The sequence below is a fragment of the Mucilaginibacter hurinus genome (assembly GCF_003324525.1).
Classification (GTDB): domain Bacteria; phylum Bacteroidota; class Bacteroidia; order Sphingobacteriales; family Sphingobacteriaceae; genus Mucilaginibacter; species Mucilaginibacter hurinus.
The window spans coordinates 312,972-335,278 of the sequence record NZ_QGDC01000002.1 but is presented as its reverse complement, the minus strand read 5'-3'; the positions used below and the strand labels follow the sequence as shown (position 1 = coordinate 335,278).

25 protein-coding genes are annotated in these 22,307 nt (G+C 43.1%); 13 read left to right on the top strand and 12 right to left on the bottom strand.

Translation table 11 applies throughout. The annotated features are described in order from the left end of the window. Nucleotides 1-3: 3 nt before the first annotated feature. The 3 genes from DJ568_RS04695 to pdxH all read right to left on the bottom strand — a co-directional run bounded on the left by DJ568_RS04695 (nt 4) and on the right by pdxH (nt 2,575). Nucleotides 4-1,239, bottom strand: coding sequence for an NADH-quinone oxidoreductase subunit D (locus tag DJ568_RS04695; RefSeq protein ID WP_114004298.1), 1,236 nt, complete (start codon nt 1,237-1,239; stop codon nt 4-6). 98 nt (nt 1,240-1,337) lie between these two features. After that, on the bottom strand, nt 1,338-1,928 hold the full coding sequence (locus DJ568_RS04690) for an NADH-quinone oxidoreductase subunit C (RefSeq protein WP_114004087.1): 591 nt from the start codon (nt 1,926-1,928) through the stop codon (nt 1,338-1,340). Further along, nucleotides 1,925-2,575, bottom strand: coding sequence for a pyridoxamine 5'-phosphate oxidase (gene pdxH, locus DJ568_RS04685; RefSeq protein WP_317047528.1), 651 nt, complete (start codon nt 2,573-2,575; stop codon nt 1,925-1,927). The genes DJ568_RS04690 and pdxH overlap by 4 nt, the downstream gene beginning before the upstream one ends. 101 nt (nt 2,576-2,676) lie before the next feature. Between pdxH and DJ568_RS04680 the strand changes: the two genes are divergently transcribed. Further along, a complete protein-coding gene (locus DJ568_RS04680; RefSeq protein ID WP_114004085.1) occupies nt 2,677-3,240 on the top strand; it encodes a YqgE/AlgH family protein in 564 nt (187 codons plus the stop codon). Between the two features lie 61 nt (nt 3,241-3,301). Here the strand turns inward: DJ568_RS04680 and purE are convergent, their stop codons facing one another. Both purE and DJ568_RS04670 read right to left on the bottom strand, forming a co-directional pair. Then, nucleotides 3,302-3,799: a 5-(carboxyamino)imidazole ribonucleotide mutase gene (purE, locus tag DJ568_RS04675; protein WP_114004084.1), complete on the bottom strand. Its 498-nt coding sequence runs from the start codon at nt 3,797-3,799 to the stop codon at nt 3,302-3,304. Nucleotides 3,800-3,928: 129 nt separating this feature from the next. Next, nucleotides 3,929-5,068: a 5-(carboxyamino)imidazole ribonucleotide synthase gene (locus tag DJ568_RS04670; protein ID WP_114004083.1), complete on the bottom strand. Its 1,140-nt coding sequence runs from the start codon at nt 5,066-5,068 to the stop codon at nt 3,929-3,931. Nucleotides 5,069-5,189: 121 nt separating this feature from the next. On the opposite strand from DJ568_RS04670, the gene DJ568_RS04665 reads away from it, so the two are divergent. The 5 genes from DJ568_RS04665 (at nt 5,190) to DJ568_RS04645 (ending at nt 10,278) form a co-directional block, all read left to right on the top strand. After that, entirely contained in the window at nt 5,190-6,650 is a 1,461-nt protein-coding gene (locus DJ568_RS04665; protein WP_114004082.1) for an NADP-dependent isocitrate dehydrogenase, read from the top strand. A gap of 331 nt (nt 6,651-6,981) precedes the next feature. Beyond that, nucleotides 6,982-7,614: a peroxiredoxin family protein gene (locus DJ568_RS04660; protein WP_114004081.1), complete on the top strand. Its 633-nt coding sequence runs from the start codon at nt 6,982-6,984 to the stop codon at nt 7,612-7,614. Nucleotides 7,615-7,707: 93 nt separating this feature from the next. Further along, on the top strand, nt 7,708-9,156 hold the full coding sequence (locus DJ568_RS04655) for a phytoene desaturase family protein (RefSeq protein ID WP_114004080.1): 1,449 nt from the start codon (nt 7,708-7,710) through the stop codon (nt 9,154-9,156). Nucleotides 9,157-9,291: 135 nt separating this feature from the next. Beyond that, nucleotides 9,292-9,654, top strand: a complete 363-nt coding sequence (locus tag DJ568_RS04650; protein WP_114004079.1) for a hypothetical protein — start codon at nt 9,292-9,294, stop codon at nt 9,652-9,654. 96 nt (nt 9,655-9,750) lie between these two features. After that, nucleotides 9,751-10,278 (top strand): ferritin, encoded by a 528-nt coding sequence (locus tag DJ568_RS04645; RefSeq protein WP_114004078.1) that lies wholly within the window; start codon nt 9,751-9,753, stop codon nt 10,276-10,278. 2 nt (nt 10,279-10,280) lie between these two features. On the opposite strand, the gene DJ568_RS04640 is transcribed toward DJ568_RS04645, so the two are convergent. Beyond that, nucleotides 10,281-10,547, bottom strand: a complete 267-nt coding sequence (locus DJ568_RS04640) for a (2Fe-2S) ferredoxin domain-containing protein (protein ID WP_114004077.1) — start codon at nt 10,545-10,547, stop codon at nt 10,281-10,283. A gap of 214 nt (nt 10,548-10,761) precedes the next feature. Between DJ568_RS04640 and DJ568_RS04635 the strand changes: the two genes are divergently transcribed. Then, nucleotides 10,762-11,973, top strand: coding sequence for a sterol desaturase family protein (locus tag DJ568_RS04635; protein ID WP_114004076.1), 1,212 nt, complete (start codon nt 10,762-10,764; stop codon nt 11,971-11,973). A gap of 68 nt (nt 11,974-12,041) precedes the next feature. Here DJ568_RS04635 and DJ568_RS04630 read toward each other — a convergent pair whose 3' ends face one another. The 3 genes from DJ568_RS04630 to DJ568_RS04620 all read right to left on the bottom strand — a co-directional run bounded on the left by DJ568_RS04630 (nt 12,042) and on the right by DJ568_RS04620 (nt 14,203). Then, complete coding sequence (locus DJ568_RS04630; protein WP_114004075.1) at nt 12,042-12,419, bottom strand: chorismate mutase; 378 nt, start codon at nt 12,417-12,419, stop codon at nt 12,042-12,044. A gap of 30 nt (nt 12,420-12,449) precedes the next feature. Beyond that, entirely contained in the window at nt 12,450-12,872 is a 423-nt protein-coding gene (locus tag DJ568_RS04625; protein WP_114004074.1) for a secondary thiamine-phosphate synthase enzyme YjbQ, read from the bottom strand. Nucleotides 12,873-12,967: 95 nt separating this feature from the next. After that, nucleotides 12,968-14,203, bottom strand: coding sequence for an ABC transporter substrate-binding protein (locus DJ568_RS04620; RefSeq protein ID WP_114004073.1), 1,236 nt, complete (start codon nt 14,201-14,203; stop codon nt 12,968-12,970). A gap of 361 nt (nt 14,204-14,564) precedes the next feature. Here DJ568_RS04620 and DJ568_RS04615 point away from each other — a divergent pair, with 361 nt between their 5' ends. After that, entirely contained in the window at nt 14,565-14,933 is a 369-nt protein-coding gene (locus tag DJ568_RS04615; protein ID WP_114004072.1) for a hypothetical protein, read from the top strand. Nucleotides 14,934-14,939: 6 nt separating this feature from the next. Here the strand turns inward: DJ568_RS04615 and DJ568_RS04610 are convergent, their stop codons facing one another. The 3 genes from DJ568_RS04610 to DJ568_RS04600 all read right to left on the bottom strand — a co-directional run bounded on the left by DJ568_RS04610 (nt 14,940) and on the right by DJ568_RS04600 (nt 17,057). Then, nucleotides 14,940-15,353, bottom strand: coding sequence for a response regulator (locus tag DJ568_RS04610; protein WP_114004071.1), 414 nt, complete (start codon nt 15,351-15,353; stop codon nt 14,940-14,942). Between the two features lie 77 nt (nt 15,354-15,430). Continuing rightward, nucleotides 15,431-16,558, bottom strand: a complete 1,128-nt coding sequence (locus DJ568_RS04605; protein WP_114004070.1) for an alpha/beta hydrolase — start codon at nt 16,556-16,558, stop codon at nt 15,431-15,433. Between the two features lie 13 nt (nt 16,559-16,571). Then, entirely contained in the window at nt 16,572-17,057 is a 486-nt protein-coding gene (locus tag DJ568_RS04600; protein WP_114004069.1) for a hypothetical protein, read from the bottom strand. Nucleotides 17,058-17,221: 164 nt separating this feature from the next. On the opposite strand from DJ568_RS04600, the gene DJ568_RS04595 reads away from it, so the two are divergent. The 5 genes from DJ568_RS04595 to DJ568_RS04575 are packed head-to-tail and all read left to right on the top strand — an operon-like array spanning nt 17,222 to nt 22,259. Beyond that, a complete protein-coding gene (locus tag DJ568_RS04595) occupies nt 17,222-18,220 on the top strand; it encodes an SMP-30/gluconolactonase/LRE family protein (RefSeq protein ID WP_199560865.1) in 999 nt (332 codons plus the stop codon). A gap of 9 nt (nt 18,221-18,229) precedes the next feature. Beyond that, entirely contained in the window at nt 18,230-18,853 is a 624-nt protein-coding gene (locus DJ568_RS04590; RefSeq protein WP_114004067.1) for a bifunctional 4-hydroxy-2-oxoglutarate aldolase/2-dehydro-3-deoxy-phosphogluconate aldolase, read from the top strand. A gap of 10 nt (nt 18,854-18,863) precedes the next feature. Further along, nucleotides 18,864-20,012, top strand: a complete 1,149-nt coding sequence (gene dgoD, locus DJ568_RS04585) for a galactonate dehydratase (protein WP_114004066.1) — start codon at nt 18,864-18,866, stop codon at nt 20,010-20,012. Beyond that, complete coding sequence (locus tag DJ568_RS04580; protein ID WP_114004065.1) at nt 20,006-21,322, top strand: MFS transporter; 1,317 nt, start codon at nt 20,006-20,008, stop codon at nt 21,320-21,322. Before dgoD ends, DJ568_RS04580 begins: the two co-directional genes overlap by 7 nt. Beyond that, nucleotides 21,315-22,259: a 2-dehydro-3-deoxygalactonokinase gene (locus DJ568_RS04575; RefSeq protein ID WP_114004064.1), complete on the top strand. Its 945-nt coding sequence runs from the start codon at nt 21,315-21,317 to the stop codon at nt 22,257-22,259. The genes DJ568_RS04580 and DJ568_RS04575 overlap by 8 nt, the downstream gene beginning before the upstream one ends. The last annotated feature ends 48 nt before the right edge of the window (nt 22,260-22,307 follow it).

The following is a 22,307-nucleotide window of genomic DNA, read 5'->3' as shown; positions in this document are numbered from 1 at the left end:
TTGTTACCTGTCAACCTCGCCCAAAACAAAATCAATAGACCCGATTATGGCAATCAGGTCGGCAATCATAATGCCTCTTGAGATTTCAGGAAGAACGGAAAGATTATGAAAGCTTGGCCCCCGTGCTTTTGCCCGGAAGGGAATTTCGGTATCCATGCGGCGCTCATTACCATTTTTGTCTGTTTCGCGCCGTTGCTGATGGATAAAGTAAAAGCCTAGTTCGCCTTTTGAGCCTTCGCCGCGCATGTAGTAATCCTGCGGCTTTGGGGTGAGTTTTTTTGGCAGTTTAGCCCTCGGGTCAAATTCAGGCGTTCGCTTCAGGTCTTTCTGCAAGCGGTCAAGGCATTGCTCAATTATTTTTAACGATTCACCAATTTCATCTACCCGCACTTTATACCTGTCCCAGCAATCGCCAGTGGTACCCATTTCGCCTTTTCCGGCAGGGATGTCAAACTCAATTTCGGGATAGGCCGAATAGTTGTCTACCCTGCGTAAATCCCACTTCAAGCCAGATCCGCGCAGCATAGGGCCCGAACATCCGTAAGTTATAGCTACATCCAGGGGCAAAACCCCTACATTAGCCGTGCGTGATATGAAAATCTGGTTATCAGTAAGCAATCCGTTGAGTTCGGCCATTTTGGGCTTAAAATAATCTACAAACTCACGGCATCTTTCCTCAAACCCCACCGGTAAATCATAAAACAAACCGCCAACCCATATATAATTGTACAGCATCCGCGAGCCCGACGCCCACTCAAGCATGCCCATAATATGTTCCCTGTCTCTAAAGCACCACAAAAAAGGGGTAAAGGCGCCTATATCTATACCATAGGTACCAATGGCTATGAGGTGCGAAGCAATGCGGTTAAGTTCACAAACCAGCACCCTAATATATTCAATGCGCTTTGGAATTTCTTTATCAATACCCAACATACGCTCAACACCCATTACCCATACATGGCTGTTGTTCATTGAAGCCAGGTAGTCCATACGGTCTGTAAAAGGTATAGTTTGCTGGTAAGTGAGCGATTCTGCATGTTTTTCGAAACAACGGTGCAGATAGCCCGCATGCGGTATAACTTCCTTTATAAATTCCCCGTCGGTAATCAGCTCTAACCGTAAAACACCATGCGTTGACGGATGCTGAGGGCCCATGTTCAGTACCATGTCCTCGGTAGCAGCGTTAGCTATCTTTTTTTGATAACGTTGCAGGGCTTCTTCGTATTTCGAATTTTGAATGTTCAATTCCGAATGTTGTTATTATTATCTGATATTCTATTTTCCTGCGATGCCCCCATTATGGGCAGCCTTTTTACATTTTACTGCACCGTTATGTTTTAAGCACCCTCCGGGCCGTTCCCGATACCCATCTTTTCATGCTGTACCTTCTCGCCCTGGGCCAGGGTATTTTCATCCCCTGGCTTAGGCTCAAAATCAATGTAAATCCCTTTATAATATGCCGCAGTCTCATAGTCGCGCCGTAATGGATAACCTTCCCAGTCATCAGGCAGTAAAATCCGTCTCAAATCAGGGTGGCCTTCAAAGAATATCCCTACCAGATCATAGGCCTCTCTTTCGTGCCAGTCGGCAGTGCGGTATATACCTGAAACACTCGGAAAAGACGGCAAATTTGTTTCTTCCCGACTATTTATCGTGCTAATCTTTAATGTTAATTGCAGGTTGTAAGGTATTGATGTTAAATGATATACAACACCAAACCGTGCCTCGTCAACTCCATAGTCTACACCGCTCAGGCACGACAGGAAATCAAAGTAGGTTTTTGGATTATCACGAAGTTCAAGGCAAACATCGGCTATGTGGCCGGGGGCAATAACCAGCGCGGGCTGTAAGCCTGTACGTTCTTCGCCTACAATAACTTCGTCACCAAATTTGTCTGTAAGTAATTGTTTAATATCATCAAAACTCATGGCGCTAAACGTACTTTTTTCCAGGTTTTGTTATCGATTTTCTTGTACACAATACGATCATGCAAGCGGCTGGGCCGGCCTTGCCAAAATTCAATTAAACGTGGTTTTAATACATAACCACCCCAATAAGATGGCTTAGGAATGTCCTTGTCAGCATACTCACTTTCCAATTGCTTCCATTTTTCTTCCACAACGTGCCGGCCTGCAATTTCCTGGCTTTGTGGTGAGGCAAGTGCACCCACCTGGCTGCCTTTTGGCCTGGCATGGAAGTATCCCTCTGATTCCTCCTTACTTAATTTTTCAATGGTGCCTTCAATACGTACCTGCCGTTCAAGTTCTCCCCAAAAAAATACCAGTGCTCCCAATGGGTTTTTTGTTATCTCTTTACCCTTGCGGCTCAGATAGTTTGTATAAAAATTAAATCCGTGCGTATTATAGCCTTTCAATAAAACTATACGGGCAGATGGGCGCCCGTCATTAGTGGCAGTGGCCAGCGTCATAGCGTTCGGTTCATGTAATTGCGCCTCAAGCGCTTCGTTGAACCATTTATCAAACTGTTTAAAAGGATTATCAGAAACCTCCTTTTCCGTTAACGTTTTCGCGCTGTATTCCTGCCGTAAATGATATAAATCCTTTTTGTCCATCATTGCAAACTTACAAATTAATTATACCGTACATATTACCGAATGAAATTTTACGTTGTGAACATATTTTAATAACGTTTGTTAAAACATATAAATAAAGTACTATGCTCAACTCTATCTCGGCAGCTGCAGGCAGGTTATTAATATCTGAACCATTCATGATGGATCCAAATTTTAAGCGGTCGGTAATTTTACTTACCGAGTATTCCGAAGAAGGCGCTATGGGATTTGTGTTAAACCATCAGGGAGAGTTTTTGCTTGGCGATGTGCTGCCGGATGTTTCATACTCAGAAATACCGGTGTATGAGGGTGGCCCGGTAGCCAAAAATACACTGCATTTTATTCACCGTTGCCCTGATAAAATACCGGGCGGTATTGAAATATGGGATAATATTTTTTGGGGTGGCGATTACGAGGTGGTTAAACAATTAATAAGCAACTACCAGTTAATCGAAGACGAAATAAAGTTTTTTGCCGGCTACTCAGGCTGGACACAAGGACAACTGGATGATGAACTTTTGGAAGACACCTGGATAGTAGCCAACCGGTTTAACGCCGTCCTGATATTTTCGAGTAATGATAATAACCTTTGGCGCGAAATTGTGATAAGCCTGGGCAACCGGTATGCGCATATAGCCAACTTTCCTGAGAACCCGTCGTTAAACTAGTTTTAAGTTGTGAGTTAAAGCGATTGAAGTTGACACCGAACTTACAACTTAAAGCACAGAACTAAATCCCACTTTGCATTTCCCGCGCAGATTCTTCAACCTTTTGGGCTAGGCTTTCTTTATAGGCTATTAAGTTTTGCGTTATATTTTCGTTTGCTGTAGCAATAATTTGTGCGGCTAACAAACCGGCATTTTTAGCCGCGTTTAGGGCCACGGTAGCAACCGGGATACCGTTAGGCATTTGCAAAATAGAGAGTATAGAATCCCAGCCGTCGATAGAGTTGCTCGACTTAACCGGTACACCTATAACAGGTAAATGAGTTAATGATGCTACCATGCCCGGCAAATGCGCTGCGCCACCGGCACCGGCAATAATCACCTTTATACCGCGGCCATGCGCCTCTTTGGCGTACTTAAACATACGATCAGGTGTGCGGTGCGCCGATACAACGGTTATTTCATACGGAACACCAAGTTCCTTCAATACATCAGCAGCATCCTGCATCACATCTAAGTCTGACTTGCTGCCCATTATAATTCCTATTTGGGGTTGGCTCATGATTATCTATTTTTTTTGCTTCGCGCCCGTCATTGCGAGGTACGAAGCAATCTCCATTCTATATATCCGACTTAAAGGTGCGATTAAGCATCTTTAGAGATTGCTTCGTACCTCGCAATGACGGGTAGATTAACTAACAACTTTCAAAGTCTGCTGTACGTAACGCGCCTTCTCAATTGCTTTTTCCCTGTCAACGTCAACAATCGTGACGTGTCCCATTTTACGGAAGGGTTTTGTTAATGCTTTGCCATATAAATGCACATATACTCCCGGACATTTCAACACCTTTTCAATGCCCTTATACACAGCGGGGCCTTCATGGCTTTCTTCGCCTAATACATTTATCATAATGGCGTTATGCAAACAGGCTGTGTCGCCAAGCGGCTGGTCAAATATAGCGCGTAGATGCTGCTCAAACTGCGATACAGTATTACCTTCAATGCTTTGGTGCCCGCTGTTGTGGGGGCGGGGGGCCAGCTCATTTACCAGTATTCTGCCGTTCTTCTCCAAAAACATTTCTACAGCCAATAAGCCAACTATTTTAAGATCTTCGGCTATTTTTTTTGCAAGCTGTTCGGCTTCCTGTTGAATCTCAAATGGCAGGGTAGAAGGCGCTATTAAGAACTCCACAAGGTTTGCCTGAGGATTAAACTCCATCTCTACCATCGGGAAAGCTTTTACTTCACCGCTTTCGTTACGCGCCACAATCACCGCTATCTCTTTTTCAAAATCAACAAAGCGCTCAATAAGGCTTGGCTCGGTAAATGCGCCGGGCAGATCATTCGCGTCAATTACTTTATATACGCCCTTACCGTCGTAACCATCCCTGCGGAGTTTTTGTATATACGGAAAGGTGAATGCAGTGTTCCGTAAATCTTCAGGAGAAGATATCAGTTGGAATTCGGCAGTTGGAATGTCGTTCTCCTTAAAAAATTGTTTTTGAAGTCCTTTATCCTGTATCAACCGTATAACGCGCGATTGCGGATAAACCATTACGCCTTCTTCTTCCAATTTTGCTAAGGCTTCAACATTTACCTTTTCAATTTCAATAGTAAGCAGGTCAACCTTTTTGCCAAATTTGTACACAGTATCGTAATCGCTTAAACTGCCAACCACAAATTCCTCACACAGTTTCCTGCAGGGGGCTTCACGGTCAGGGTCAAGTACTTTAACCGTTACATTATAGTTTATCGCCTGCTGTATCAGCATGCGGCCCAACTGGCCGCCACCCAATATGCCAAGTTTTAAATCTCCGTAGAATGCTTTCATTTGATATGGTGCAAGTTTACCTTAAATCTTTTAAAAACTATGTATCAATTTTACTGTTTCACTTCAAAAAGGGGTTTATAATGCGTACATTCGCATGTTCGACCACATAATTTTATTTTCAATGAAGACCAAAATAGCAGTAGCCAACGGGGACGGTATCGGTCCAGAAATAATGGAAGCCGTAATAAAAATATTCGAAGCAAACGACGTGCAGCTTGAGTATGAGTTTGTAGAGATGGGTAAATCGTTCTTTGACGCGGGCCACTCCACCGGTATGACTGAGAAAGCTAAGGAAACCATTGAAAATTTGGGGATCCTGTTTAAGGGCCCAATGGAAACCCCTAAAGGCAAGGGTGTAAAGAGCATTAATGTTACCGCGCGTAAAGTATGGAATACATATGCCAATCAGCGCGATTTCCGTACGCTGAACGGCGTGAACACCGTGTTTTCAAATGCGGGCATGCAGATCAATCTGACCATTATTCGCGAGAATATTGAAGATACTTACGGCGGTATTGAGCATATGCTTACCAATGATGTTGCTGTGGGCCGTCGTATAATTACCCGCCCCGGCTCGGCGCAGGTAATACGTTATGCTTTTGAACTGGCGCGCCGTAAGGGTTTAAAAAAGCTTGCTTGTGGCCACAAGGCCAATATCATGAAGCTTACCGACGGCATATTTTTAGAAACTTTTTACCAGATAGCCAAAGAATATCCTGAGATACAGGCTTACGACATTATTGTTGACGACCTGTGTATGAAGCTGGTTGCCCATCCTGAAATGTTCCAGGCTATTGTGCTCACCAACCTGCAGGGCGACATCGTATCTGACCTTTGTGCAGGATTAGTAGGCGGATTAGGTTTTGCGCCTTCTGCAAATATAGGCGATAATATATCTATTTTTGAGGCTGTGCATGGCACCGCACCTGACATTGCCGGAAAAGGTATTGCCAATCCGACAGCGTTGCTGCTATCAGGTATATCAATGTTGCGCTTTTTAGGGTTAACTGCCAATGCTGCCAGCATTGAAAACGCGCTGCTGTACACCCTGGAACAGGGCATACATACCGGCGATTTTGGCAACCGGAATACAACATCGGTTAATACGCAGGGCTTTGCCGATGCCATTATTAAAAATCTGGGCAAATACCCGTCGCAGGGTGGGGTAGTAGCGCATCCTAATTTTGAATGTAAAGCTAACTTTGATTTCCACCCCGAAAAAAATAAAATAACCATTACCGCCCCTGATGTAAAAGAAGAAATACAAGGTGTTGATGTGTTTATCGAATCAGCCCTGCAACCGGCTGAAATTGCTGAAATTGCAAAAAGTAAGTTGAATGATAAGTTTGAGTTGATTATGATCTCAAACCGCGGAACCCAGGTTTGGCCAACCGGCTCAATGTATACCGAACTGGTAAACCAGTTTCGTATACGCTTTGAGCGTACCGAGGGCACTACTTTATCTCAACGTGATCTTTTTGAAATAGCAGCTAATCTTTCAGACGACATTAAAGTATGCTCAATAGAATACCTGATGTTATTTGACGGCAAGATAGGCTACTCACTGGCACAAGGACAATAGCATTTATTTACCCTACGCACAAAAGCCGTTTATATGAGCGGCTTTGTGCGCTCATGTTTTTTATCACCTGATATTTATTGCTTAACTGATTACCGGAAATTTAGCGTAAACACTTTAGTGACGTAAGCTTTTTTATTTTTTAAAAAGACTACTAGTTTAATAGATTTTATAGTATATTTGTATTACAATGAATTATTTAAACAACATATCAGCTAAAAGCACATTAGTGCATCGCCTGATGGCAGCTTTGCCCATGTGTTGTTGTTGTTGTTAAACGTGCTCAACACGTTTTCTGTACATTTTTCATTTCGTTACATTAGCTAAGTTCATCATGTTATCTGCAATAAATAAATATCCACATTTCAATCGGTACGATATTCCCAACCAAATCGAATTTGGCCATAAATCTTACCAGCCTTTAAGTCCGGCTAAACCCGGCGACTATGTTTCTTTCGATTTTAAGAATCATCAATCCGCATGGCAGCGGTTTTATAATGGTGCTACCGCGCGTGGCTTTAATGAGATAGAGGCGTTACTTCAGAAGCCTTTGATAGTATCATTCTGCTCACCGCAATGGGGCAGCCATGCGGATAAAAATATAGAAACTCTTAACCATTTGCAGGCTGCGATTAATGCGAGCGGCGGAAGTTTGCTAATTGTTAGCCCCGAAGAACACACGGAAAAATTAGCATGGGAGCATAGCCTCACGTTAAATATTTATCTTGACCCAGAACACAGCATCGCTAAAAGCTTCGGTGTGTTTGCTGAGGATAGCCCTGCGTGGGATACTTTTTCGGGCGTGGATGTAAACGTACCATTGCTTGCAACCTATGTAATCGATACATCAAAACGTGTAGTGTGGCGGCATATTGAGCGTAATTTAGATGGTAACCCATTTACAGGCGGGATGCTTTCAGCGGTAAACCATGCGGCACTGAATGATAACCGCAAAAGATCGGCATAATTATATTAGTTTTAAAATTGGTTAATTTGCAAGGGGTAAACATTAAATTTACCCCTTTGTTATGCTTGAACAAACGGCTTTTACACGGTAAAGATGAAGTTGAACAAACGTGATTATGACGCGATAGTAGTAGGGTCGGGCCCTAATGGTTTGGCGGCTGCCATTCTAATGCAACAACAAGGACTATCGGTACTGGTGCTTGAGGCTAAGCCAACCATAGGCGGCGGCCTGCGCACAGCCGAATTGACTTTACCCGGTTTTAAACACGATATTTGTTCGGCTGTTCATCCTTTAGCTTATGGTTCTCCGTTTTTTAAAACGTTGCCATTGGCCAACCATGGCCTGCAATACATTTTTCCTGAAATAGACGCAGCCCACCCTTTTGATGACGGTACAGCCGCGGTGGTCACACGTTCGGTAGCAGAGACAGCACGGTCACTCGGCGCCGACGAACAAACTTACCTGGATATAATGCGGCCGATAGTAAAAAACTGGCCCGGCCTGGCCGCGGATGTGCTGGGGCCGTTAACTTTCCCGGCTAAACCCTTCGCGTTAGCCGCGTTCGGGTTATTGGCCATGCAGCCATCAACAATGCTTGCAAAACGCTTTAAAACAAAAGAAGGCAAGGGTTTATTTGCCGGCATGGCCGCACACTCCATACAACCTTTGTCAAATATTGCCACCTCGGCCATCGGCCTGGTATTAATGGCCAACGCACATTTGGGTGGGTGGCCTATACCAAAGGGTGGTTCGCAAACCATTGCGGACGCACTGGCGGCATACTTTATATCGCTTGGCGGCAAAATAGAGGTGAATACCTATGTGAAATCGTTGGCGCAGTTGCCATCTTCTCATACTGTATTGTTTGATATTACACCAAAGCAGTTAATGCAAATAGCCGGACACAAATTCTCGGCATTATATAAATGGCAACTTGAGCGGTACCGGTACGGCGATGGTGTATTTAAAATAGATTGGGCGCTTGATGAGCCTATCCCGTTTACCGCAGAGGGGTGCCGGAAAGCGGGTACCCTGCACTTGGGCGGTACATTTGAGGAGATTGTTGCATCAGAAAAAGCATCAGGCCACGGCCATCATTACGAGAAGCCCTACGTGTTACTATCACAACAAAGTATATTTGATGATACGCGAGCGCCGGCCGGCAAGCATTCGGCATGGGCCTACTGCCATGTTCCTAATGGCTCAATTAGGGATATGTCTGACATTATCGAAAATCAGGTTGAACGGTTTGCTCCCGGATTTAAAGATATTATACTGGCAAAACATACCTTTAATACGGCGCAAATGGAAAATCATAATCCAAACTATATTGGCGGCGATATTAATGGTGGTATTATTGACATAGGCCAGTTATTTACGCGCCCTGCATTACGCCTTTCGCCTTACAAAACCTCGGCAAAAGGGCTTTATATTTGTTCATCCTCTACGCCGCCGGGCGGTGGCGTGCACGGTATGTGTGGCTACCATGCTGCCAAACGCGCGTTAAAAGACGTTTTTGGCATAAAAGTACCCTCTCTGTAATTATCGGTGCTATTCTTTATTGAGGTTTTCAATATTGATTAGCTATTAGGTTAGTATAATAATTAAGAATAATTCTCAATAACGTTTGGATTTAATCTAAATAGTGCTATTTTTGCAATACAATTTACAATATTGATGGAGGTAACAGAGGTAACGTACGCTACGGAATTCACGGAAGTCTTTACTACTAAAGCAGGTGCTATCTATCAATGTGATAATGAGAGTTGCTGGTATATTGATTTCGCCGGGAAACTAGCCCGTTTTGATTACCGTTGCCTTTTAAAGCTAAATAAAGCTATCAATGTTATTGATATTGAGAAGCGCCTGCTCGACAGTTCATCGCCCGACATGGAGATCATTTTTATATGTGCCTGCGATGATACTTATGTACTTACCCTCACACAAATCATTGCCTTTAAAGAGCTTTTGCAAGGTACGTTTGTTATGCTCGAACTTAACAATATCATTTGCACCCGCCTGTATCGTACAGCTGTTTAATTGTACTTAGATTGTTTCCATATTGTTAATATTTAATTGTTTAACTATTTATAGCATTATTTTTGTATTGTTATAAATGATTAAATCAATTAGATCATGAAAGATATCATCCGCGTACAAAGCTTATTATCAGTAGGTGTTGAAGCCGCTATTAATCAGCAAATTAAAAAAGAAGCACAGTCTTCATCAATATACCTGGCCATGGCATCATGGTGCGATCGTAATGGTTTTGATAACTCAGCCGACTACTTTTTTAAACAGTCAGAAGAGGAGCGCGCTCACCAGCTAAAATTCTACAAATATGTTTTAGATATGGGCGGAACAGCAATTTCACCAGAAGTAACCAATATAAAAATTGAATACAATTCATTCCGTGAAGTATTTGAAGATGCGCTGGAGCAGGAGGTAAGTGTTACCGAATCAATTAAAGCGATTGCTGCCCGTTGCCACAAAGAGCAGGATTATGTAACCCTTGAGTTTTTAAACTGGTTCTTTAAAGAGCAGCGCGAGGAAGAATACAAGGCCCGCCGTGCCCTGGAATTATTTGATGTAATAGGTGAAGCCGGAACCGGCCGTTGGGAAATTGACCACCACGTAAGCAAAATAAAATACGATAACGAATAAGCTTATTTGGTTAACAAGCCTGCCAATAGCCGCAGCACTTCTTTTTCAGAATATTCTTTTAGCCAGATATTTTCTGGCTGTATGTTACAGACCGGTGCAAACTTGCACCGGTCTGTGCATTCTATACGTATCACTTCAATATCAATTTTACCCTTAGTGTGTTTAACGTAACTGTTAGCCATTTTATAAAGGTCTTTCCCGCCCCGCTTTGCGCACTTGCTGCCGGTACATACGTACAGCACTTTATCAGGCACTTCAAATTTTCCCATATCTCGTAAAGTTACTTAATTACGCGTTTACTAAATAATTTACCTCCATCAGATAACATTTTTTAACCGACTGTTTTATGCATTTGGCTCAAAATTAAACCTTTACACATAATGCGTGTCTTTCTACTTTAATTACAAATACTATATTTGCAGGCACGGTAAAAACAAACTGGCGGCTTAACAGTATAGTAAATGACACTTATTATAAAAACTGATGGATCATAAATATCTTGCGTTTGCCATTCCGCTTTTTTTAGTGTTCATGTTTTTAGAATACTTTGTATCGCGGCAAAAGAAAATGCAATTGTTTGATTTGCACCGTTCAATAGCCAATGTGAGCATTGGCATATTGGAGCGGTTAACGGATATACTTACGGTAGCACTGTTATATGGGGTATATGATTACCTGCAGAAAAACTTCGGCATATTTAATATAAAGCCAACATTGGCTATGTGGATACTGCTTTTTTTAGGTACCGATTTTGTGTGGTACTGGTATCACCGCCTGGCACATGAAATGAATATTCTTTGGGCAGTACATGTTGTGCATCATCAAAGTGAAGATTTTAATTATACGGTATCAGCGCGTATTACGCTATTACAATCTATTGTACGTACGGGGTTTTGGTGTGTATTGCCCATATTAGGTTTTCCGGCTACTATGATAGCTGTTATGTTGCTTATACACGGCTTGTATCCGTTTTTTGTGCACACCCAGGTAATAGGCAGACTGGGTATACTTGAGTATTTTATGGTAACGCCATCACATCACCGCGTGCATCATGCCTGTAATGACCAGTACCTTGACAAAAATTATGGCGATGTGCTTATCATCTGGGATAAAATTTTTGGCACATTTCAAAAAGAAGATGAAAAGCCGGTTTATGGATTAACGCATCAATTACGTACCTACAGCTTTCTGTGGCAGCATTTTCATTACCCAATTGAAATCATTTTAATGATGCGATCAGAAAGGACGCTGAAAGGCAAATTAAAAGTGTTGTTTGGCAGCCCAATGCTGATGGATCCTGAAATGCGGGACAAAGCCGAACGTATTTTTGGCGTAAAACAACAGCCACAGCCTTTGCAACAACGCTTAAACGTTTATGTAATATGGCAGGTTATAGCTATGCTGTTCGCACTATTCGGGTTTATTTACTACGAAGTTGACTTCGGTGCCAGCGAACGATTCTTGTTTACCGGTCTCACTATCCTTACGCTTATCAACTGCGGCGCAATAATGGAGCAAAAGAAATGGATATTTGCGGTAGAATTTTTACGGATGCTGGTTGTAGCGAGCGCTTTATGGCTGTATAACGCCGACTACCAAATAGTTACTTTTTTCATAGTAGCCGTATTGACATTGATGGCATTGTTTTATCGTACTATTCAGCAACGTTATCTTTCAGTAGTTTATCAGGATTAAACTATACCAGATACGTGCTTTGTGTTAAAGCAATGCCCCGAAGTGCAGCTGTTTACCTAAATGTACAATTAGTGCTTTAATACACTGTCAGCTTCAATACGCAGGCTTTCCTTATGTATGGCATTCATAAGCTCAGTTATAAACATTGCAGAAAGGTTTTCCTTTTCGCCTGAGATGATAGCACGGTCGAGTACCTGTTTAAAGCGTGCCGGCTGCAGGGGAGGTACGTTGTGTTTCTTTTTATAAATCCCTACTTCTTTCACAACTCTTTGCCTGTTTCCCAATACTTGTATAAGTAATTTATCAAGCGAATCAATTTGTTTACGGTATACGCTTAAATCAGCGTTAACCTCTGTCTGGGTTTTTGATTGTGCCAGGGCTGAATAGGTGGTTCCGAGGCACAACAAGGCTGATACCATAAGTTTTTTATAAATATTTAACGTCATATATTGGTGTCTATGTGAAATTCTTGGCTATCAGTTACCCCAGGCTGTAATTATCAAACTACGTCGGCCGCCATAATTACGATGCTCGCACAAGTAGATGCCTTGCCACGTACCGAGCGCCGGCCTACCGTTATGCAGCGGTATCAATACCGAATTACCTAACATTGCGGCTTTCAGGTGTGCAGGCATATCATCAGAACCCTCGTCGTCATGCAAATAATCCGGATCGTTTTCGGGCACCGCTTTATTAAAATACATCTCAAAGTCGGCTCTAACTGTTGGATCGGCATTTTCATTGATGGTAAGAGAAGCTGAAGTATGCTGTATAAACACCTGCAACATGCCGGCCTTAATTTCGTGTATTTGCGGTAAAGCCTGCAGTACTTCGTTTGTAATTAAATGAAAGCCACGTTTCCGTGCGGATAAAACTAAAAACTGCTGAAACATTTTCATAGTTATTGCCTTTCCGTTATATAAACTTTGATTTACGTTTAATTAAAAACGGGCAACAGCGCTTTGCCGTTGCCCGCTTTTAGCCGGTATATTACTTAATCGTTTGATTTTCCGGTCAACACCCATTTGTAGGTACTGCCTTCTTTAACTATACTCCAATAATCAAATGTGCCGTCTGCTCTGTCGCCGGCTTCATTTAAAACATCAGGACCTGTAATGCCTTCATTTTTGTTAGCGGTTGTGGTAAACAAGGTTTTTAATTGAGCGAAGGTTTCAACCGGGGTTGTCTTGCTTGCTTCAACTGTACGGGCAATGGTCCAAAGCGCATCATAAACAACCAGTGCGAAAGCGTCAGGCTCGTTGCCGGTTATTTTTTTAATACGTTCAGCTATAGGCTTCCATCTTGACTCATAAGCAGGTGAAAGGCCGTAAGCAGGTGCAAAATATTCAGTAGCGATAGCAAAATCAGCTGCTACGGCATCACTCGTTAATGCCGCGCTTTGTACAACACCATCACTGCCATACCATTTAACATTTTTTAATACAGGTTCTGCGGCAGCAGCTTTAAAAAGATTTTTAATCTCATCAAATGAGGCCAGGTAAACAGCAACATGCCCCTCGCCGTGCGTAGCTGTAAGCGCTAATACCTTAGCTTTTATGTTGGCTACAACTGGCGCGAAATCAATATTTTCTGCGGTACCATAAGGTGCCAATGCTTCAACCTCACCGCCCAATTTAGTAAACTCGGCACCTGTTGACGATTGAAGGCCTTTATTGCCCGCATCATCACGCGCCACGGTTACTACGCCTTTGATTCCATCTTCATTTATGGTTTTAGCCATTGCCGCGCCTTCAACCTTGTCTGATGGGCAAAAACGGAATATAGCGTCTCCTGCTATGGCGAGGCTGCCAGCTGTACTGCTTTGGCTTATAACGACAACCTGTGCCTTATCTACCAATGGTTTAATAGCGGCCAGTTCGGCGCTTGACTGTGGACCAATCAAAAAGCTGTAGCGACCATTTACAGCCTCCATAAACAGGCGCTTAGCTACAGTGGTGTCGAGTTTTGAATCAGCAACAAGCGGCTGTATACGGAACCCTGCGTTCTTGCCATCAAGATAAGTGTTAATATCCTGCTGTGCTACTTCCAACGCGGCCTTTGATGCTAAACCTAAAGACGACCATGTGCCGGTTAAGGAAAGCATGGCCGGCACCTGCACTACAGGTATACCAGGCTCTACAGGCTCCGACTTTGTACAGGCAACAAACGCCGAAGATATAACTACCAGCGAAGCAAATGCGGTAAGAAGTGTTGTAAATCTTTTTCTCATTTTTTACGAAATAATATACTATAAATTTAACTCAAAATTACGTAAAAATATCAGTATCTTACGTATAGCCACTCACGTCGTTTAAAATAGTAATTACAATTAAATCAAGGTTAAATAACCGGACCAGATATCAGCTATGACAATATTTCCATTTTACTAAAAGATACATTACGATCAGTGTTTTAGTAGCAGTGGTTCTGTTATGCTTATGCGGAAATCACCTGACATTTCTGCGAAACCGGTGCCTGAACGGAAACTTAATTTAGGCTTGCAAAAATGCAGACGTAAGCCGGATCGTTGGAATAGGATGCTTCTTTAATAAACTAAATTTCTATAGCTTTAAGATTTAAATCCAAATACCATGAAAAAACTATTACTTATTGTATTGCTGACGATACCAGTGTATTGTTTTGCACAAACTGAAGCTGCTGCTCAAAAACCGGCTGAGCAATATTGCATGATTATCTCAACTCCGAAACTGTTTAGTAAAAAAGTTACCATTGAGGTTGATTTTGGACAGCCTACCAAGTTTTTTAGTGATACGCGTTTAAAAGACGAAGCAGGTAAAGTAGTAAGTTTTAATTCAACTATTGATGCACTTAATTACATGGCAGGCCAGGGGTGGATTTTTGTTAACGCATATGCCGTGGCTACTCAAAGCACTACGGGCAACACCACGCAAACCAATAATATTTTACATTATATGATGCGGCGTCCGGTAACCAATTAACAGATCTTAACTCGCCCTGGTGATACGCGGATCATATAAGGAAAAGAGGTGGGCAAGCACTTCCTTTCGCAAGGGTTTGCGCAGGTATGAGCGAACAAAAGGATATTGCTCCGCCCGTGATTGATCTTCAATGTCTACTGAAGATGAAACTACGTATATATCTGTTTTTTTGGCTAGGGAAGGATAAAGCTTTTCGTAGTGTTGCAAAAAATCCCATCCGCTGAATTTGGGCATGTTCAGATCAAGAAATATTACGTCGGGCAATACGTTTGCAGTTCGGTTGTGCTGGTGTAAAAAGTCGATGATAATGCTGCCGTCAAGACTGTGGGCAGCATCCGGAAAAACCTCGTATTTCTCGAACATCCGTTCCGCTATCAGGTGTTCCATCGGGTTATCATCTATCATTACGAGCTTGCACATAAATTGAAGAGTTTAGCTGAATACATGTTAAAACATATGTTGCAAAAACCATTCCAAATAGTACTATGCTATTTACCCTATTTTGTAACTGTATTTATGAAAGCCTCTGTGGCGTAAGTAGATAGTTGGCCGCCGGGGCTATTCAGGTTAAAGTCGAAGCCATGGGTAGCCCACGGAATTTTCAGCCAGTAATGTTTTACACCGTTTTGTCGCAGTTTAGCACTCAATCTTTCGCTATGGCCGTAGGCAACCAGCACGTCTTTTTTGCCATGTATAATCAACGTAGGCGGCGCTTGAGGCGTTACAAACTCAATTGGGGAACTGGCTGTGTAATTTTGTGGCACTTTTTCAAAGGTGCCACCCAGGTACTTTGCCATTACACCGCGTGAATCCATTACCCAGGGATTTGCCGGTAACGAATATCCCCAAACCATGTCCGCAGGACCATAAAAATCTACTACGCCTTTTATAGCAGGCTTATTCAATGTATAGGCCGCCAGCAGTGCTACCTGTGCGCCTGCGGAGCGGCCAAGCAGTACAAATTTTCCCGTATCAATATTTAGCTTTACGGCATTTTTATTCAGGTAATTTATGGCGGCTTTTACATCCTGTACCGGGGCAGGATTCTGGTAAACTGGCGCAAGGCGATAATTTATCGCTGCCACATTATAGCCAACGTGTGCCAGGTAACTGTTTAGCTCAGGTAGTTGTTTACTGTCGCCGCTGCTCCACGAGCCGCCGTGTACTACAACTACACAGGGTCTGCTGCCGGATAATTCCGAAGCATAATAATCCAGTTTTAGCTCAAAGCCAGGATAAGTAGTATAAGTAAGTGTCTCGGGATTGATCTTTACGTTATTTACCTTAAATAATTTGCTGAACATAAAAGGTCTGTTTTCTACAGGAAAAACCGCTGTTTCCCCCAGCGCAGTTACCATTTCCGCTCGCGTTGTCTTCGCTATATCATAAGCCCTTAATACCGGCGACAGGAAAATTGCGATTGTTATAATACCTAAAATATTGCCCGCCCATTTAAAGCGTTGCTTTATAAATGCGCCTGAAGTTATCAGCGCTGTTACTACAGCGAAAATAACAGGGTAGCAGTTAACAAGCACGGCCAGCAACCATAACTTATTGGTAGGGGCGTCAAAAAAGTTTAGCAGCGAGATAAGAAAAATTATGATCAATAGTACAAGTCGAATCATAAAAGGTTAAATATTAAGGTATCAGTATTTCCATTTTTTTCCGGCCCTCTTCCGGAATCCCCTTCAAATTATAAGTAACATTGGTTGAAGTGAACCCGGCTTGCCCAAATTCAATATATACTTCACTGTCAACCGAATATGGATTAAATTTATCCGGCATTATTACATTAGCTCCCGGAAATTCATAAGAATAATGATTTACGTTCTTGGTAAATATCAACGGCCGGCAATGAAGTTTCGCTAAAAGAAAGCCGTAACCCAATACTATTAAAGCGTCATCTGTTACATAGATGTCGCATTGGTTAAAACGATAATCGTGACGGCCTTGACCAATCAAAATGAAATCACATTTAATGCCCGGCAGGTCATAGACAATTTTGTTTTTTAATCTTTCAATCAATAACTCACGTTGGTGGAGTTGTACCTTGTTATTTTTATAGTTGAAGACTACGTTAGCAAGCACGATAATAGAGATAGTAAAAAATGGTGCAAATATCATTTTATGCTAAAGTGATTAAATACATCATAAAATTATAATTTCAGCTGAAAGCTATAGTAATGAATATTCTTCAATCGATTGTATTTTATAATTTTATTTTTACCTTTCATAATTTGATAGTACATTTTAAAAAATTCCCTTTGACGGTCACTGAGATTAAATTATTGAGTATCACGTTACTGACATCAGCTTCGCTGCTGCAAAGCCCATTATTTGCCCAATCTGCAGCAAAATATATCAACGGTAAAATCGAAAGATTACACCCCGGGCTAGACGCCATCATTGACACCAATGGTAAAATTGAAGTTATTGCCGATGGTTTTAAATGGGTAGAAGGCCCGGTTTGGGTTGAAAGCCAACAAATGCTGCTTGTTTCTGACGTGCCCAATAACAAAATATACAAATGGACGGCTCAAAGAGGCAAAGAGCTTTATCTCGAACCATCTGGTTACACAGGCAATAAACCCCGCGGCGGCGAGATGGGGTCAAATGGCCTTACACTCACCGCCGAAGGGAAACTGGTTGTCTGTCAGCATGGCGACCGGCGCGTAGCTGTTATGGATGTGCCTGTTAATTCTCCTAAACCTGTTTTTACATCACTCGCTACTAATTATAAGGGTAAAAAATTTGACAGCCCGAATGATGTTGTGATTAAAAGCAATGGCGATACCTACTTTACCGATCCACCCTATGGCCTTGAAAAAAATGTGAAGGATAGTTCAAAACAAGCGCCGTACCAGGGTGTGTATAAAATAGCTAAAAATGGCAGCGTTACACTGTTGGTTGACACCATTACACGGCCAAACGGCATTGCTTTCTTCCCGGATGAAAAGCGGTTGCTGATAGCCAACTCTGATGCTAAAAAGCCATACTGGTATGTATATGATGTTGATAGAAATGGTAACCTGGCGAACGGCAGGATATTTTTTAACGCTGCGCGGTATACTAAAAATGATTTCAGGATGCCTGACGGCCTTAAGATAGATAAAAATGGCAACGTGTTTTCGTCAGGACCGGGCGGCTTTTGGATATTTAACAAACACGGGGAAGTACTGGGCCGTTTTATAAACGATGCCATCACCTCTAATTGCGCTTTCTCATCCGATGAAAAGACGTTGTTTATAACAGCTAATGATAAAATACTGAAGATAGATCTTAAATAAGCTTTACACATGTCTACACTTGAGCAAATACTTGAGCATAAAATAGTGGCTATAATCAGGGGCGCTGATCCCAATGAGGTATCCAGGATAGCCGAAGCATTATACGCCGGTGGCATCCGTATACTTGAAATTACCTTAAACTCGGCTTCGCCATTAGCTGTAATTAAAAAGGTAAGCGAAAGGATGGGAGATAGAATGGTAATTGGAGCGGGCACTGTACTTGAAGTACAGGAAGCCTGCGACGCGGTAGCGGCCGGTGCTAAATTTGTGCTGTCGCCCGTTGTTGACCAGGAGGTGATACGGGCCGCTAAAGACCTTGGTGTGGTAAGCATACCTGGAGCTTATACAGCTACAGAAGTTTACAGGGCTTATAAGTGCGGTGCAGACATTGTAAAAGTATTCCCGGCAACTTCACCCGCGTATATCAAAGATCTGACTGGCCCTTTACCGCAGATACCACTATTGCCAACAGGAGGCATCTCGCTCCAAAATATAGCCGAGTATAAAAAGGCCGGAGCTGTAGGGTTTGGCATGGGTACAGCGTTGGTGAATACTAAACTATCTGTAACTGAACAATATTTAGCCGACATTACTGCCAATGCAAAAATGCTGGTAGAGGCTATCAAAGCTTAAGCTAAACACGATGAAGATAAAAGGCTACGAATTATTCCAGGTGCCGCCCAGGTGGCTGTTTCTGAAAATTGAAACAGACGGAGGCATAGTAGGTTGGGGAGAACCTGTTATAGAAGGAAAGGCCGCCACTGTAAAAGCTGCTGTTGATGAGCTGATGGAGTATTTGGTAGGTAAAGACCCTATGCATATTGAAGACCATTGGAATGTGATGTACCGGTCGGGGTTTTATCGTGGCGGAGCTATTTTAATGAGCGCCATAGCCGGGATTGACCAGGCGTTGTGGGATATAAAAGGTAAGTTTTTTAATGCGCCCGTTTACCAATTGATGGGTGGTAAGGCACGCGATAAAATGAAAGTTTACTCATGGATAGGTGGCGACCGCCCTGCAGAAGTGGGTGAGGCTGCCAAGCTAATGGCTGAGCAAGGCTTTCAGGCGGTAAAAATGAATGCTACCGAAGAATTGCAATATGTAGACAGCTACGACAACATAGACGCAGCCGTTGCCCGTGTGGCGGCGGTGAGGGAAGCGGGTGGACCCGAATTAGGCATCGGTATTGATTTCCATGGCCGTGTGCATAAACCCATGGCTAAAATACTGGCTAAAGAGATTGAGCAATACCGCCCGATGTTTATTGAAGAGCCTGTACTACCCGAAAACAATGAAGACCTGCGCGAAATAGCTAACCACGTAGCTATCCCGATAGCTACCGGCGAGCGTATGTTTTCGCGTTGGGAATTTAAAAAATTATTGCAGGATGGTTACGCGGATATCATCCAGCCGGATGTATCACACGCGGGGGGAATTACCGAATGCAAAAAAATCATTTCCATGGCCGAAGCGTACGATGTTGTCGCAGCGCCGCATTGTCCGCTGGGGCCAATAGCGCTGGCTGCCTGCCTGCAGGTTGATGCAACGTGCCACAACGCTTTTATACAGGAGCAAAGCCTGGGCATACATTACAACCAGGGGAGCGACCTGCTGGACTACCTTGTTGATAAAACCGTTTTTGAATATAAAGACGGTTACGTAAATATACCGGGTAAACCTGGTTTGGGCATTGAAATTAACGAAGACCATGTGCGTAAAATGGCAGCTATCGGCCATAATTGGCGCAACCCGCTTTGGCGGCATAAAGACGGGAGCGTGGCAGAATGGTAACCCCGCTTAAACCTACGCGCGTACGCTACCAGGTTCTCTTTCTTGTATTTGTTAACGTGGTTATTAATTACATGGACAGGAGCAACCTGGCCGTTGCCGCGTCTGATATCAGCAATGAATTTCAATTCACCTCGGTTCAAATGGGCCTTATATTTTCTGCTTTCAGTTGGACGTACCTGGCCTTTCAAATTCCGGGAGGGATATTTGTAAAGCGGTTTAGTCCGCGCATACTGTACGCGGTAAGCTTAATAACCTGGTCGCTGGCTACCGTTGCACAGGGTTTTGCACGCGGATTTGCAACCTTGTTCGGTTTACGTATGGCTACAGGTACCTTTGAAGCCCCTGCATTCCCTATTAACAACCGTGTAGTGAGCAGCTGGTTCCCTGATAACGAAAGGGCGTCGGCAATAGCCATCTATACCTCCGGGCAATTTTTAGGATTGGCTTTTTTAATGCCGGTACTTTCAAGTATACAGGTGCAGGTAGGATGGCGGGGCTTGTTTGTAGTGACGGGCCTTGTTGGGATAGTTTGGGGCTTGGTATGGTATTTTTTTTACCGTGACCCGTTAAAGCATACAAGGGCCAACGAAGCGGAGCTTGAGCACATTCGCAAGGGCGGGGGTATATTGGAACAAAAAACAGAAACCAAAGCCGGGACCAAAAAATTCAAATGGAGCGACTTAGCAGAGGTTTTGTCACACCGCAAACTTTGGGGAATTTATATCGGGCAATTTGCGGTGAATTCGGCATTATGGTTTTTTCTTACTTGGTTCCCAAAATATTTGGTCGACTACCGTGGAATGGAGTTTATCAAATCAGGCTATTGGGCCTCGGTGCCGTACCTGGCTGCCTTTTGCGGTGTGTTATGTTCGGGCTTCCTGTCAGATTATTTGGTTAAGCGTGGCATTTCAGTAGCTAAAGCACGTAAACGCCCTATCATAATCGGGCTACTGGTGTCCACAGCCATTATAGGCGCTAACTATGTAAATACGCCTGCACTTATTATTTTATGCATGTCAATATCCTTTTTCGGGGTTGGCTTTGCATCCATTACGTGGATATTTGTATCAACACTGGCGCCTAGACACCTTATAGATGTTACCGGCGGGGTGTTCAATTTTATCGGGCAGCTTTCGGGCATTATAGTGCCGTCAGTTATAGGCTATATGGTTAGCGACGGCAATTTTGCTCCTGCGCTTGTGTTCATAGCGTTGCTGGGTTTAGCCGGAGCTTGCTCATACTTATTTTTGGTAGGAAGTGTAGAACGGGTTAAAACCCACGACGAACTGTTAACCACTGGTAATGGATAATTTTTTAAGCTGCGATTGGGGCACAAGCTCATTTAGGATTCGCTTAATAAGAGCGGACGATATACAGGTTGTAGCGGAAGTGAGAACAGCGCAGGGGGTAGCGGCTACATATAAATCGTGGCAACAAAACGGCGCATCCGATCGTCAGGCGTTTTACACCAATGTTATACAACAACAGGTAAAGGTGCTCGAAAAACAATTGGATACCTCTTTAGAGGGTATACCGATAGCCCTGTCGGGTATGGCGTCATCGAGTATTGGGTTGATTGATCTGCCTTATAAACCGTTGCCTTTTAAACTGGATGGCTCAGACTTGCTCATTGAGTCGCTTATTGGGAGTAACCCCACTACTATCATTTCCGGTGCCTGTACTTACAGCGATGCCATGCGTGGCGAGGAAACAAAAGCTATAGGATGCGCAGCCTTATTACCTGATACAGAGTACGATAATATTTTGCTAATGCCGGGTACACATGCCAAGCATATCAGTATATCCGGTGGCATGGCGACTGGTATCAGTAGTTATATGACGGGCGAATTTTTTGAACTGCTTGCTGAGAAAAGCGTATTAGCGGCTTCAGTAAAAAGTGGCAGTAAACTTGATGAACCCATGAACTGGACGAGTTTTATGAACGGCGTTAAAATCGGTTCTGCAGAAAATTTATTACATACCGCTTTCACTGTGCGCACAAACCAGGTGCTTAAACAACATACCGGTGAGCAAAACTATTTTTACCTGAGCGGTTTGCTATTAGGTACCGAGTTAGCTGATGTGCCTAAGAACGTCCCGGTATATTTGGTTAGCGGCGAGGACCACAGAGCCTTATACCAATTGGCATGTGAAGTGCTGGATATCAGGGTAGCCGGTACGATAGATGCGGATATAGCTTTAATCAAAGGGCAGCATGCTGTTTTACGTAATTTGTCCGTAAACTGAATAATCAGTTAGCCAATAGGGCTATTTAAAGGAACCTGTAAAACTTTA

What these genes read in the sequence shown, in the direction of transcription:
- DJ568_RS04690 (WP_114004087.1), bottom strand. Translation starts at nt 1,928, where the DNA reads ATGAGTTTTGATGATATTAAACAATTACTTACAGACAAATTTGGTGAC.
- pdxH (WP_317047528.1), bottom strand. Translation starts at nt 2,575, where the DNA reads ATGATGGACAAAAAGGATTTATATCATTTACGGCAGGAATACAGCGCG.
- DJ568_RS04680 (WP_114004085.1), top strand. Translation starts at nt 2,677, where the DNA reads ATGCTCAACTCTATCTCGGCAGCTGCAGGCAGGTTATTAATATCTGAA.
- purE (WP_114004084.1), bottom strand. Translation starts at nt 3,799, where the DNA reads ATGAGCCAACCCCAAATAGGAATTATAATGGGCAGCAAGTCAGACTTA.
- DJ568_RS04670 (WP_114004083.1), bottom strand. Translation starts at nt 5,068, where the DNA reads ATGAAAGCATTCTACGGAGATTTAAAACTTGGCATATTGGGTGGCGGC.
- DJ568_RS04665 (WP_114004082.1), top strand. Translation starts at nt 5,190, where the DNA reads ATGAAGACCAAAATAGCAGTAGCCAACGGGGACGGTATCGGTCCAGAA.
- DJ568_RS04660 (WP_114004081.1), top strand. Translation starts at nt 6,982, where the DNA reads ATGTTATCTGCAATAAATAAATATCCACATTTCAATCGGTACGATATT.
- DJ568_RS04655 (WP_114004080.1), top strand. Translation starts at nt 7,708, where the DNA reads ATGAAGTTGAACAAACGTGATTATGACGCGATAGTAGTAGGGTCGGGC.
- DJ568_RS04650 (WP_114004079.1), top strand. Translation starts at nt 9,292, where the DNA reads ATGGAGGTAACAGAGGTAACGTACGCTACGGAATTCACGGAAGTCTTT.
- DJ568_RS04645 (WP_114004078.1), top strand. Translation starts at nt 9,751, where the DNA reads ATGAAAGATATCATCCGCGTACAAAGCTTATTATCAGTAGGTGTTGAA.
- DJ568_RS04640 (WP_114004077.1), bottom strand. Translation starts at nt 10,547, where the DNA reads ATGGGAAAATTTGAAGTGCCTGATAAAGTGCTGTACGTATGTACCGGC.
- DJ568_RS04635 (WP_114004076.1), top strand. Translation starts at nt 10,762, where the DNA reads ATGGATCATAAATATCTTGCGTTTGCCATTCCGCTTTTTTTAGTGTTC.
- DJ568_RS04630 (WP_114004075.1), bottom strand. Translation starts at nt 12,419, where the DNA reads ATGACGTTAAATATTTATAAAAAACTTATGGTATCAGCCTTGTTGTGC.
- DJ568_RS04625 (WP_114004074.1), bottom strand. Translation starts at nt 12,872, where the DNA reads ATGAAAATGTTTCAGCAGTTTTTAGTTTTATCCGCACGGAAACGTGGC.
- DJ568_RS04620 (WP_114004073.1), bottom strand. Translation starts at nt 14,203, where the DNA reads ATGAGAAAAAGATTTACAACACTTCTTACCGCATTTGCTTCGCTGGTA.
- DJ568_RS04615 (WP_114004072.1), top strand. Translation starts at nt 14,565, where the DNA reads ATGAAAAAACTATTACTTATTGTATTGCTGACGATACCAGTGTATTGT.
- DJ568_RS04610 (WP_114004071.1), bottom strand. Translation starts at nt 15,353, where the DNA reads ATGTGCAAGCTCGTAATGATAGATGATAACCCGATGGAACACCTGATA.
- DJ568_RS04605 (WP_114004070.1), bottom strand. Translation starts at nt 16,558, where the DNA reads ATGATTCGACTTGTACTATTGATCATAATTTTTCTTATCTCGCTGCTA.
- DJ568_RS04600 (WP_114004069.1), bottom strand. Translation starts at nt 17,057, where the DNA reads ATGATATTTGCACCATTTTTTACTATCTCTATTATCGTGCTTGCTAAC.
- DJ568_RS04590 (WP_114004067.1), top strand. Translation starts at nt 18,230, where the DNA reads ATGTCTACACTTGAGCAAATACTTGAGCATAAAATAGTGGCTATAATC.
- dgoD (WP_114004066.1), top strand. Translation starts at nt 18,864, where the DNA reads ATGAAGATAAAAGGCTACGAATTATTCCAGGTGCCGCCCAGGTGGCTG.
- DJ568_RS04580 (WP_114004065.1), top strand. Translation starts at nt 20,006, where the DNA reads ATGGTAACCCCGCTTAAACCTACGCGCGTACGCTACCAGGTTCTCTTT.
- DJ568_RS04575 (WP_114004064.1), top strand. Translation starts at nt 21,315, where the DNA reads ATGGATAATTTTTTAAGCTGCGATTGGGGCACAAGCTCATTTAGGATT.